This is a genomic window from Streptomyces sp. NPDC058619, from assembly GCF_042717785.1.
Taxonomy (GTDB): Bacteria; Actinomycetota; Actinomycetes; order Streptomycetales; family Streptomycetaceae; genus Streptomyces.
In genome coordinates, this window is record NZ_JBHXQN010000103.1 from 1 (window position 1) to 11,251 (window position 11,251).

At 74.4% G+C, this 11,251-nt stretch carries 13 protein-coding genes, 1 pseudogene and 1 riboswitch; of the genes and pseudogenes, 11 read left to right on the plus strand and 3 right to left on the minus strand.

From position 1 onward, the window contains the following. Positions 1 to 496: 496 nt before the first annotated feature. The 3 genes from ACFWTC_RS37540 to ACFWTC_RS37550 all read left to right on the plus strand — a co-directional run bounded on the left by ACFWTC_RS37540 (position 497) and on the right by ACFWTC_RS37550 (position 1,720). Entirely contained in the window at positions 497 to 712 is a 216-nt protein-coding gene (locus ACFWTC_RS37540; RefSeq protein ID WP_384075069.1) for a hypothetical protein, read from the plus strand. Between the two features lie 12 nt (positions 713 to 724). Beyond that, positions 725 to 1,111 carry a hypothetical protein gene (locus tag ACFWTC_RS37545; protein WP_384075072.1) on the plus strand — a complete coding sequence of 129 codons (387 nt, stop codon included), beginning with the start codon at positions 725 to 727 and terminating at the stop codon, positions 1,109 to 1,111. 198 nt (positions 1,112 to 1,309) lie between these two features. After that, a complete protein-coding gene (locus ACFWTC_RS37550) occupies positions 1,310 to 1,720 on the plus strand; it encodes a TraR/DksA family transcriptional regulator (RefSeq protein ID WP_384075075.1) in 411 nt (136 codons plus the stop codon). 37 nt (positions 1,721 to 1,757) lie between these two features. Here ACFWTC_RS37550 and ACFWTC_RS37555 read toward each other — a convergent pair whose 3' ends face one another. After that, complete coding sequence (locus tag ACFWTC_RS37555) at positions 1,758 to 1,910, minus strand: hypothetical protein (protein ID WP_383933059.1); 153 nt, start codon at positions 1,908 to 1,910, stop codon at positions 1,758 to 1,760. Positions 1,911 to 2,018: 108 nt separating this feature from the next. Beyond that, positions 2,019 to 2,201: riboswitch (cobalamin riboswitch) on the plus strand. Between the two features lie 29 nt (positions 2,202 to 2,230). On the opposite strand from ACFWTC_RS37555, the gene ACFWTC_RS37560 reads away from it, so the two are divergent. Genes ACFWTC_RS37560 through ACFWTC_RS37570 form a run of 3 tightly spaced genes read left to right on the plus strand, consistent with a single transcriptional unit; the run spans position 2,231 to position 5,243 of the window. Beyond that, entirely contained in the window at positions 2,231 to 3,292 is a 1,062-nt protein-coding gene (locus ACFWTC_RS37560) for an ABC transporter substrate-binding protein (protein ID WP_384075077.1), read from the plus strand. A 23-nt stretch (positions 3,293 to 3,315) separates the two neighbouring features. Further along, entirely contained in the window at positions 3,316 to 4,410 is a 1,095-nt protein-coding gene (locus ACFWTC_RS37565) for a FecCD family ABC transporter permease (RefSeq protein WP_384075080.1), read from the plus strand. Then, a complete protein-coding gene (locus ACFWTC_RS37570; RefSeq protein WP_383933063.1) occupies positions 4,407 to 5,243 on the plus strand; it encodes an ABC transporter ATP-binding protein in 837 nt (278 codons plus the stop codon). Before ACFWTC_RS37565 ends, ACFWTC_RS37570 begins: the two co-directional genes overlap by 4 nt. 159 nt (positions 5,244 to 5,402) lie before the next feature. Here the strand turns inward: ACFWTC_RS37570 and ACFWTC_RS37575 are convergent, their stop codons facing one another. After that, a complete protein-coding gene (locus ACFWTC_RS37575) occupies positions 5,403 to 6,128 on the minus strand; it encodes a ribonuclease H (protein WP_383933065.1) in 726 nt (241 codons plus the stop codon). A gap of 314 nt (positions 6,129 to 6,442) precedes the next feature. Between ACFWTC_RS37575 and ACFWTC_RS37580 the strand changes: the two are divergent. The 4 genes and pseudogenes from ACFWTC_RS37580 to ACFWTC_RS37595 all read left to right on the plus strand — a co-directional run. Next, a pseudogene (locus tag ACFWTC_RS37580) lies at positions 6,443 to 7,262 on the plus strand (cation:proton antiporter); the annotation flags it as partial. A 97-nt stretch (positions 7,263 to 7,359) separates the two neighbouring features. Next, complete coding sequence (locus ACFWTC_RS37585) at positions 7,360 to 7,857, plus strand: SigE family RNA polymerase sigma factor (RefSeq protein ID WP_383933378.1); 498 nt, start codon at positions 7,360 to 7,362, stop codon at positions 7,855 to 7,857. Beyond that, on the plus strand, positions 7,850 to 8,341 hold the full coding sequence (locus ACFWTC_RS37590) for a hypothetical protein (RefSeq protein ID WP_383933376.1): 492 nt from the start codon (positions 7,850 to 7,852) through the stop codon (positions 8,339 to 8,341). The genes ACFWTC_RS37585 and ACFWTC_RS37590 overlap by 8 nt, the downstream gene beginning before the upstream one ends. A 160-nt stretch (positions 8,342 to 8,501) precedes the next feature. Continuing rightward, positions 8,502 to 9,713: a mannosyltransferase family protein gene (locus tag ACFWTC_RS37595; RefSeq protein WP_383933374.1), complete on the plus strand. Its 1,212-nt coding sequence runs from the start codon at positions 8,502 to 8,504 to the stop codon at positions 9,711 to 9,713. Between the two features lie 89 nt (positions 9,714 to 9,802). Here the strand turns inward: ACFWTC_RS37595 and ACFWTC_RS37600 are convergent, their stop codons facing one another. After that, a complete protein-coding gene (locus ACFWTC_RS37600; RefSeq protein ID WP_383933372.1) occupies positions 9,803 to 10,639 on the minus strand; it encodes a LysR substrate-binding domain-containing protein in 837 nt (278 codons plus the stop codon). 58 nt (positions 10,640 to 10,697) lie between these two features. Here ACFWTC_RS37600 and ACFWTC_RS37605 point away from each other — a divergent pair, with 58 nt between their 5' ends. Next, positions 10,698 to 11,102: a DUF5997 family protein gene (locus ACFWTC_RS37605; protein WP_383933370.1), complete on the plus strand. Its 405-nt coding sequence runs from the start codon at positions 10,698 to 10,700 to the stop codon at positions 11,100 to 11,102. The last annotated feature ends 149 nt before the right edge of the window (positions 11,103 to 11,251 follow it).

Genomic DNA, 11,251 nt, shown 5'->3' on the forward strand with positions numbered 1-11,251 from the left:
GACCTTGTAGCCGGTCAGGTCCGTACCGGCCAGGTGGCCGGCGGTCGACGTGTAGCTCCACACATGCTCAGTCACGCGAAAACAACTCCTCCGGTACATCGGGGGACAGCGGCGATCTCCCCGCCGTCCTTCCCTTTTCCGTATTCCATGCCGTTCGCGGCGGTTTTCGCATTCCGCCCGGGGTCCGCCTGCCCCGTTCCCGGCCGCCCATTCGCGCCGAGCCGCCGACGATACCGCCGGCCGCGGCCGTTCCCGGGGCGGAGCCGGACAACCGCTTGCTCGGTATTCCCCAGACCGCGCGTACGGATTCACCTTTCTCCTGCCCGAGGGGCGCCGACACACCCGCCCGGGCCGCGAACTGGTGGATTGCGGGAGCGGGCTGCGGACGTGCTTTGCTCTCCCTCGCGTGGGCACACTCCACGGGACCCACGGCAGCACGGCATCCGGGTCCCTGACCGCCGCCGGTCAGGATCGGGTGCGTACGAGGAGGAGCACGATGGCAGACGACCGCCGCCCCGCTCAGCGCGGGCCCGCCGACACCACCGACACCGACACCGACAGCGTCGGCCCCGGCCCCGGCACCGCAGGTCAGCACCGCGACGAGTTCACCGCGAGCGACGAGAACGACCTCCTCGACCAGGACGGCAAGGAGATCCTCATGGGGCGCCGGCCCCCTCTCAAGGAGCTCGGCCCGGAACAGCTGGGCAAATAGGAGGAGGGCGCGATGACGAACGCCTACCTGCCCCGCCCGTCGGAGCTCGCCCCCCGCCTGTGGGAGTGGACCAGGGCCGCCGTCGCCCGCGGCGGGACCCGCCGCCGCTCGGCGGCCGCGGTCGCGGTGTGCGCGACCGCCGGGGAGCACCGGTCGTACGCGGGACGCGGCGCTGCCGCCGGACCGGCGGTCACGGGCCGGCCCGCGTGCGCGGACGCCCTGCCCGACGGCTCCGGCCAGCGCGAGCGGGCCCGTCAGGCGGTCGCGGCCCACACCACCGGGCACGACGGCCTGGCCGCACTCCTGGACATGCTGGCCCTCCACCCCGGGCAGGACGGGGACCGGAAGCGGCCCGATCACGGCGCCGCCGGAGAAAGCCCCGCCTCCGACGGCGGGTAGCCGCACCCGCGCCTCCCGGGGCCGTACGCGCCCTCAGGCCGTACGGCCCGCCTGATCGGGGCTCCGGCCGCGTGGAGGCCGGCGAGGGTCTGCCCGTAGGAGAGCCGACCGCGCTGGTCTCGAGGGAGCTGCCCCCGGTCACCCGTGACGTGTGCACGCCGGAGGAATGTGCGCCCGGACACCGGCGTTGTCGCACGCATGGACGATTCGGCCCCTGAGGTGCCCCCTCGGTACGGGTACGACCACGAGCGCGGGGAAGGGTACGAGTCCGCCCGCGAGCGGCTGGCCACGGACCGGGCCGACACCCTCGCGCGGACCGCGGCCCTGATCCGTGACTTCGACGGGATCGTCGCGGCGAACGCCCTGGTCGCGGTCGACGACGAGCACGACCCCGAGGGGTCGAGCACCGCCTTCGAGCGGGCTCACGTCGCCGCCCTCCTGGCCCGGGCCCGCGAGCACCTGGACGCCGTCGACCTGGCGCTGGAACGGCTCGCCCGAGGGGACTACGGGCGCTGCGAGAGGTGCGGCGAACCGATCCCGGCGGAACGCCTGGAGGCCCGCCCGACCGCCACCTCGTGCGTGCCGTGCGCCACGGCCGGCCCCCGCTGACCCGGACATCGGGGCATGCGCCCCGGGCCGTACCGGGCTACCCGCCGCGCACTCGCGCCCGCCCCGCCCCCGCGCGGCTCGCCGCCGCCCGCACCACGTCCTCGCCGCTGGCCGACCGGCGCAGCCGCACGCCCGGGGCGGTGAAACTGCGCCCCGGCGACAGTACGTCCATCGTCAACTGCTCGAACACCGGGTCACCGTACGGGCCGCGGCGGCCGGTCCTCCGCCCCGTCCGGCAGCCGCAGCGCGGTCGGGGTCCGCGGTGCGCCGCAGCACGCCCTTTTCGCCCCCCACCCGACAGAACGTAATATCACCGGGTCATCACCGCGACGGGAGACAGGAAGCCGGTGCGATTCCGGCACGGTCCCGCCACTGTGACCGGGGAGTGCGCCCCTCCTGCGAGCCGCCGCGCCCGTCGCGGGAAGGCCAGGGGGACGCCGACCCGGGAGTCAGGACACTGGCCTGTCGCGGGCCCGATCCGAGGAGCGCGGACTCCGCAGGAGGCTCTACGTGTACGACGTCATGCCCCGCCCCCCTTTCCCCCGCCCGCCCGCCCGGCGCGGCCGTACCCTGCGCGCGGCCGCCGCGGCCCTGGCCCTGTCCACGGCCGTACTGACCGGCTGCGGCTCGGCGAAGGACTCCCCCGACACCGCGAAACCGTCCGGCACTTCGGGGTCTTCCGGCTCGGCCGCGCAGGGGTTCCCCGTCACGATCGACAACTGCGGCACACGGACCACGTACGACAAGGCGCCCGCTCGCGTCGTCACCATCCACCAGCACCCCGCCGAACTGATGCTCTCCCTGGGGCTGAAGGACCGTATGGTCGGCACCGCGTTCCCCGACTCGGCCGTCCTGCCCGAGTTGCGGCAGGACTTCGAGGCCGTACCGGAGCTGGCGAAGAAGGAGCCCTCCTTCGAGGCCGTCCTCGACGCCGCTCCCGACTTCGTCTACGGCGGCTACGGCTCCGCGTTCGCCGAGAAGGAGGGCCGCTCGCGCAAGGCGTTCGGCGACGCCGGCATCGACACCTACCTCAACCGCGAGTACTGCGGGAAGAAGCAGGTGACCATGCAGGACACCTACGACGAGATCCAGACCATCGGACGCGTCTTCGGCGTCGGGGAACGGGCCGACAAGCTCGTCGCCGACCTCCGGGGGCGCGTCACCAGGACCGCCGAGGCGGTCAAGGACGCACCCGCCGTACCGGTCTTCGTCTACGACAGCGGCGACAAGTCGGCGTTCACCGCCGGCGGCAAGGGCCTCGGCACCGAGATCATCAAACTCGCCGGCGGCCGGAACGTCTTCGCGGACCTCGACGACGTCTTCGGTGACGTCTCCTGGGAGGAGGTCGTCGACCGGAAGCCGGAGGTGATCGCCATCTACGACTACGCGGGCACCGGAAGCGTCCGGCAGAAGCAGGAGTTCCTCCTCTCCCAGCCCGCGCTCGCCGACGTGCCGGCCATCAGGAACAAGCGGTTTGTCGTCGTGCCGCTGACCTCGACCCTGGTCGGTGTCAGGCCGCCGTACGCGGTGGAGGAGCTGGCGCGCGGGCTGCACCCCGAGCGGCTCCGGTGACGGCCCCCTCCCCCGCCAAGACGATGTCAGCCGCCTTCCCTGCCGGGCGGGACGCCCGCGGCGCGGACCCGCCGCGACGCGGGTCCTTCGCCGCGACCCTCGCGGTCCTCGGCGCCCTGCTGCTGGTCTCCGCGACCGCGGGCATGGCCATCGGGTCGGTGCACGTACCGCCCGGCGACGTGTGGGGCATCGTGACGCACGCGCTGGGCGCCGACTGGTCGGAGCCGACCTGGTCACGCGCGCGGGAGACGATCGTGCTGGACGTACGGGCTCCGCGGGTCCTCCTCGGGGCGGTGACGGGCGCGGGGCTCGCGGTCATCGGGACGGCCATGCAGGCCCTGGTCCGCAACCCGCTCGCGGAGCCGTACCTGCTGGGAGTGTCCTCCGGGGCGTCCCTGGGCGCCGTCGCGGTGATCGTCTTCGGCGTGAGCCTGTTCGGCGCACTGTCGCTGTCGGTCGCCGCCTTCGCCGGCGCGCTGCTGACGCTGCTGCTGGTGTACTCGACGGCCCGCGCCGGCGGCCGCATCACCTCGGTGCGGCTGGTGTTGTCGGGGGTCGCCATGGCAGCGGTCCTCACCGCGGTGATGAACATGCTGCTGCTGACCTCCGGCCGGGGCAACGAGGCGCGGGCCGTCCTGGCCTGGACCCTGGGGGGACTGGGCGGCGTCCAGTGGGACACCCTGTGGCTGCCGGGCGCGGCCCTGCTGCTGGGCATCGCCGTCCTCCTCGTCCAGGCCAGGTCGCTGAACCTGCTGCTGACCGGTGAGGAGGCCGCGACGAGCATGGGACTGGACGTGGCCCGGTTCCGGGCCCGGATGTTCGTCCTGCTGTCGCTGGTGACCGGCGTCCTGGTGGCCGCGGCCGGGCCGATCGGCTTCGTCGGGCTGATGCTGCCGCATATCGTGCGCCTGTTCGTCGGCGGCGACCACCGGCGCGTCCTGCCGGCGGCGGCGCTCGCCGGCGCGGTCTTCCTCGTCTGGGCCGACATCGCGGCGCGGACCGTCGCCTCGCCCATGGAGATCCCCGTGGGCGTGCTGACGGCGCTCTGCGGCGGACCCTTCTTCCTGTGGATGATGCGCCGGGACGCCCGCCGCACCACGAGCCGAGGAGCGGTATGAGCGCGGCAGAACTCACCGTCGAGGGCGTCACCCTCACCGCCGGCGCACACCACCTGGTGCGCGACGTCTCGCTCAGCGCCCGGCCCGGCGAGGTGGTCGGCCTGGTCGGGCCCAACGGCAGCGGCAAGTCCAGCCTTCTGCGCACCGTCTACCGCGTGCTGCGGCCCGACGCGGGCAGCGTGCACGTGGATGGCGCGGACGCCTGGACGCTGCCGGTGCGGCGGCTCTCCCGCACCGTGGCCGCGGTGGTGCAGGACGCGGGGGCCGATTTCGACCTGACCGTGCGGGAGGTGGTCGCGATGGGCCGCACCCCGCACAAACGGCTGTTCGACGGCGACAGCGCCGAGGACGCCGCGATCGTCACGTGGGCCCTCGACTCGGTGGACGCGACCGCGCTGGCGGACCGCTCCTTCGACCGCCTTTCCGGCGGCGAGCGCCAACGCGTCCTCATCGCCCGTGCGCTGGCCCAGCAGCCCGCCCTGCTGGTGCTCGACGAGCCGACCAACCACCTGGACATCCGGCACCAGTTGGAGGTGCTCGGGCTCCTGCGGCAGCTGCCCGCCACGGTCCTCGTGGCCCTGCACGACCTGAACCTCGCCGCCTACTACTGCGACCGCCTCTACGTCCTGTGCGACGGGGCGGTGACGGCCTCCGGACCGCCCGGCGAGGTACTGACCGCACGGCTCCTGGCCGACGTGTACGGCGTGGCGGCCGAGGTCGCCGTACATCCGCGGACGGGCGCGGCCCAGGTGTCCTTCCTGCCGGGGGTCCCGGCTGCCCGGTCCGGCGCGGCGGTACGGGATCGGGGCTGCGAGCCGCCCGGCCGCCCGTAGTCCGGGGGCGCTGCGGCGCCCGGGCGGCGGGCGTGCACCGCCCTGCGGTGCGTGTACCGGGGGGCGGGGGCGGACAGGCCCGCGTCAGCCGTTCGTCGTACGCGGGCTCCGCGCGATCGACAGGGCCTCGTACGCGTGGTGGTCGGCGAGCACCCGGGCCTACGCCTGCGGCCCGGCAGCGCCGACCGCGGTGGCCGCCGCGCAGTCCGGGTGGCCCCAGCGCTTGCCGTTGTTGGTGATCAGCTCGCCCGCCGCGTACGTCTTGCCGCACGGGCAGGTACCCGGGAACTTGGCCTTGATCGCTCGCTGTTGGCCGCGTCCCGCCGATGCCCCGGTGGACGGCTTCCCCCGCGACGGCGCCTTCTTGGCACGGGCGGGCGCGCTGCGGGCCGGTGCGGGTTGCGGCATGTCCGCGTCGCCTAGGGCGGTGCCGGCGCCCTGCTGGGACACAGCGGCGTCGCTCGCGGCCTGGTCGGCGATGGCGTTCAGGTGGTCCCCGTCCGCGCGGTGGGCCGGCACGTACACGAACGTCACGTCGCGGTCCCCGAGCAACAGGTCGATCGCCTCGACGAGTTCGCGGTTGGCGACCGGCTGGCCCGAGGAGGTCTTCCACCCGTTGCGCTTCCAGGCGGGAAGCCACTGCGTGACCGCTTTCATGGCGTACTGGGAGTCCATGCGCACCTCGACGGACGTGCCCGGGGCCACGGCTTCCAGGAGGCGCTGGAGGGCGGTCAGTTCCCCGACGTTGTTGGTGGCGCGGCCCAGCGGTCCGGCCTCCCAGCGATCGGGCCGGCCCTCGGCGTCGGCGATGACCCAGGCCCACGCGGCGGGCCCGGGGTTCCCCTTGGCCGCTCCGTCACAGGCGGCGATGATGCGATCAGACATCCCCCGATCATGCCCCATCCACGACCGGGCAGATACCCGCCCGGGCGGCGGCCCCGGTCCGCTACGGCTCGATGAGGCCGCCGTGGATCGCGCGGCGGGTCGGTTCCAGGCGGTCGCGCATGCCCGGCTTCTGGAGCGGGCAGGTCGACGGCGGTCGGCAGCCAGCCGAGCGGCGCGGCGGACTCTCATCCGCCACTGTCCACCGGATGACACCATGGGCCCGCGCCGGGGCCGGTTCCTGCCGCGTGCCGGCCGGGCGCCGCACCATCGAGTCGAACCGGACAAGAGGAGGGGTCAGACCGAGACCGGGTCTCGGTACGGGCGGGCTGCTGCCGCTGGGCGCCACTGAGGAGTCCGTGGCGATCGGCGCCGAGATCGGCGTCATCCTGCTCCTGCTGATGCCGGGCCTGGAGTACACCGCCAGCGACCTGGTGTCGAACCTCAAGACCCAGTTGCCCGGCCGGGCTGGTCGACTTCGCCCTCAACGCCGTACCGGGCGCGGTCGCCACGCTCCTGATGGGCTGGGGGCCCGTCGCCGCCGTGGTCCTGGCCGGCGTCACCTGGATCTCCTCCCCCGGCTGGTGGCCGGTGTCGCGCAGCAGCTCCAGGTGTCCGCCGGCGTCGGCGCCTTCCTCGTGGGCATCGCCCTGTCCGGTGAGGTGGCCGAGGGGACGCACACGCTGCTCGGCCCGCTGCGCGACCTGTTCGCCGCCGTGTTCTTCGTCTTCTTCGGCCTGCACACCGCCCCGGCCAGCATCCCGCCCGTCCTGCTGCCCGCCCTCGCACTCGCCGTGGTCACCGCGGGCACGAAGATCGCAACCGGCTACTGGGCCGCCCGGCGCGCCGGGATCGGCGTCAAGGGACGCTGGCGGGCCGGCGGCACCCCCGTCGCCCGCGGCGAGTTCCATCGTCATCGCGGGACTCGCCGTCACGGCCGGCATCGAACCGGCACTGGGGCCGCTCGCGACCGCGTACGTCTTCATCCTGGTGGTGATCGGACCGCCGACCGCCCGCTACACCGGCCCCGAGGGCCGGGGCGGCAGAGCAGGACCGGTGGGGCGTGCGGTGACGACCGCACGCCCCACCGGCGCGTCCGGGACCGTGACGCCGTGTGTCCCTCCGGCACGCGTGTGACGCCACTCACAAGACTTCTCCGCGTCCGATGTCAACCGGACGCGGTGCGGCGGGCGTATGCCCACCGAGAGGGATTCATGAATGCGGGAGTGAGTTTTTGACCGTCGAGGAGTTCGAAGAGTTCTACGCGCAGGCGGCGGGACGGCTGACCGGACAGCTGTACGTGATGCTCGGTGATCACCACGAGGCACAGGACGTGGTGCAGGAGGCGTTCGTCAAGGGGTGGGGCCGGCGGAGGCAGCTGGACGTCGAAGGACGGCCCGAGGCCTGGATCCGCACCGTCGCCTGGCGGCTCGCGGTGAGCCGGTGGCGCGTGCGCCGACGCACCGCCGACGCCTGGGAGCGCACCGCCCCCGCGGCGTACGTGGAGGGACCGGGGCCGGAGGCGGTGGCCCTCGTGGAGGCGCTGCGGCACCTCCCGCTCAAGCAGCGCCGGACGCTGGCCCTGCACTACGTGTGCGATCTGACCGTCGAACAGATCGCCGCGGAGACCTCCCTGTCCGCGAGCACGGTCAAGACCCACCTGACGCGGGGCCGGGCCACCCTCTCCCGCCATCTGATGGACCCCCGTATCGAGGAGGATCCCGATGCCTGACACCAACGATCCGCTGCGGTCGCTGTTCCAGGAGGCGGCTTCCGCCGGACAGCCCGGGACGGCCCTCCCTCCCGTCTCGGAGATCGCCCGGCGCGGTGAGCGGGTCCGGCGGCGCCGGATCGCCGGCCTGGCGGTCGCGGCCTGCCTCGTCCTCGCGGGTTCGGGCGCCGCAGTGGCGTCCCTGCTGCCCGAGAACCGGGGCGGGAACCTGCCGGCGACCACCCCCTCGGCGCCGGCGCCGTCCCTCCTCCCGCCCCCGGGACCGACGTCGGCCCGGCCCCCGCAGCCGGCCTCGTCGTCGACCCCGGGGCCTCCCCCGGCCACCACCGCGGGGCCGTCCTCCACGCGGACCTCGGCGAACCCCCCGGCGTCCGGGACGTCGACCGTGCTGCCTCCCGCCCGCACCACCGAGCCGGCCCTGCCCACCGGAACCGCGCCGAACACGGAGCCCTCCTCGACCCCCTCGAACCACTCCACCCGGTGACCCGGGATCCGGGCACCCGACGGCCCCGGCACCCCTGATTCCCCGGTAGCCCCTGCGACCCCGGTAGCCCCACAGGTACCCGCACCACCGCCCGCGCACCGCGGCCGCGCACCCCCGGCCGGCGGTCCGGCGCGCCCTCAGCCGATCAGGAGATCCCGCTATGTCCGTTTCCGCCCCGCCCCGGCCCGTCGGGGTCGCCCCCGCCCCCGCCCCGGGCGGACGGCCCGTCGGTCGACGCCTCCCCCGGCTGGACGCCGCCGACCGCGAGGTGCTGTGGCTGTACGCGCTGACCCGCACCGGACTCTGGATCACCGCCTGGGCCGTGCGCTGGCTGTTCCCCTCCGCCGGCGAGCGCCGCGAGCCGGCCGGGCTGCTCGCGCCCTGGCAGCAGTGGGACTGGCAGCACTACCTGTCCATAGCCAGGGACGGCTACTTCCCGGGCGGCGCCGGTCCCCGGACCGCGGGCTGGGACAACCGCGAGGCCTTCTTCCCCGGGTTCCCCCTGACCCTGCGCGCCGTGCACACGGTCGTGCCCGACTGGGCCGCTGCCGGGCTGCTCATCTCCTTCGTCGCCGGCGGCGTGGCCGTCCTGGCCCTGGCGCGGATCGCCCGCCACCAGCTGGGCGACCTGGACGCGGGCCGCCGTACGGTGATGTTCCTCCTGCTCTCGCCCTGTGCGGTGTTCCTCGCCGCCGGGTACACCGAGGCGCTGTTCCTGGCCCTGGCCCTGCCCGCCTGGCTCGCGGCGCTGCGCGGGAACTGGCGGGCCGCCGCGCTGCTGACCTGCCTCGCCTGCTCGGTCCGGGTCACCGGGCTCTTCCTGGCCGCCGCGCTCGTCCTGCACTTCGTCCTGACCGCGAAGGGCCGCTCCGGCCGGCGCCGGGCTCCCTGGCTGCTCCTGCCCGCGCTCGCCCCGGTGCTCTACGGCTGGTTCCTGTCGGCCCGTACCGGAGACTGGATGGCCTGGAAGCACGCCCAGGAACGCGGTTGGTACCGGGACTTCCACGCCCCCTGGGAGGCCTGGTCCCACACCTGGGAGGCCGCCTTCCAGCGCACCCAGGCCACCGGGTACGCGGTGATGTGGCAGGCCGAGCTGCTCGCGATGCTGGTCGGCCTCGCGCTGCTGGTCGTGCTGGTGCGCCGGCGCCGACTGCCCGAGGCGCTCTACACCGCCCTGACGCTGTGGGCGCTGGGAACCTCGTACTGGTACACGTCGATCCCGCGCTCCACCCTCCTGTGGTGGCCGCTGTGGATCGCCCTGGCGGGCTGGAGCCTGCGGCGACCGCGGGTGCGGGCGGCGTACGTGTACGTGGTGGCGCCGGTCGGCGTCGTGGTGGCCGTGACCTTCCTGACCGGCCGCTGGGCCGGCTGACCCGGCCGCACCCCGCCGGTACGTACGGGCGGGGCGGGTCCCGGCCGTCCGGTACCCGCCCCGCCGCCGCGCCCACCGGGCTCCGCTGCCTACGACCTGCCGCGGGGCTTGCCCCGCTTGGCTCCGCCCTTGCCGCCCTTCGCCGCGCCCGCGCCGCCGGAACCGCCCCGGGTGTTCTTGCCGGCCGGCTTGCCGGACCTGCCGCCCGCCGACTTGCCGGCCGTCGCCTTGCCGCCGCCCGTCCTGCCGCCCGCCGACTTGCCCGGGGCACCGCCCGCCGCGGCGCGCTTGCCCTTGGGCTGCGGCGGCGTAGGCGGCCGGCCGCGCGTGCTGTTGACGGTCCGCCCGCGGACGATCCCGATGAACTCCTCCACCAAGTCGGTGGTTTCCTCCTGCGGCCAGGACAGCCCGACGCGCGACTCCGGAACGTCCGAGACGGGCCGGTAGGTGAGGTCCCGTCGGTGGTGCAGGCGGGCGAGCGACTGCGGGACGACCAGTACGCCCACGCCCGCCGCGACCAGCTCGACGGCGTCCGCCGTCGTCTCGGGGCGCTCGATCGCGGGGCGCCCCGGCGGGCTCTCCCAGTCCAGGGTGTCGTCGAGGGGGTGCAGCACCAGCTCGTCGGCCAGGTCCGCGGCGGAGACCTGCTCGACCGCCGCGATGACGTGGTCCTTCGGGATCACGACGACCGTGGTCTCGGTGTAGAGCGGGATCGCGCTGAGGTCCTCGGCGTCGACGGGCAGGCGTACGAATCCGGCGTCGGCGCCGCCCGCCCGCAGGACGCCGAAGGCCTCGTCGACCGCCACCGCGACGAGGGTCAGCGGGACGTCGGGCAGCCGCTCGTTCCAGATCCTGACCCACTTGGTGGGTGTCACGCCCGGAACGTAGGCGAGGCGGAACGATGGGGTTACTTCCGAGCCTGTCACCCGGCCAGATTACCCGGCGTGGTCAGAGGTAGCGCACACGCTCGATACTCTTGACTCCATGACGTCGCACCAGAGCCCCCAGACGATGAAGCCCGCGACCGCGGCGAAGAAGCTGGGCGTGTACCTCGAGGCCACCCCCGCAGAGTTCCAGGAGGGTGTCGTCTCGCGCACCGAGCTGAGCGCGCTGCAGTCCGACCCGCCCCAGTGGCTGCAGGACCTGCGGCGCAACGGGCCGCACCCCCGGCCCGTGGTCGCCGCGAAGCTGGGTGTCTCCATCGCGGGCCTCGCCCGCGGCGGGGTCACCGAGGCCCTCACCACCGAGCAGATCGAGGCCCTGAAGACCGAGGGTCCCGAGTGGCTGGAGAAGGAGCGCGCCACGCAGGCCGATGTCCGCAAGGAGACGGTCCGCATCAAGGAGAAGAACGCCGAGCGCGCGGCGAAGGCCGGCCAGAAGGACGCCTGATCCTCCCCTGAGGACCGGAAGCCACAGCACGCCCGGAGGGGCGGGGGGGGGGGGGGCGCGGCCGGGGCGGCCCCCCCCCCCCCCACCCACCCCACCCGCAGGCCCAACCACGACAGCACCCACAACCCCGGGCACGAAAACACAACACC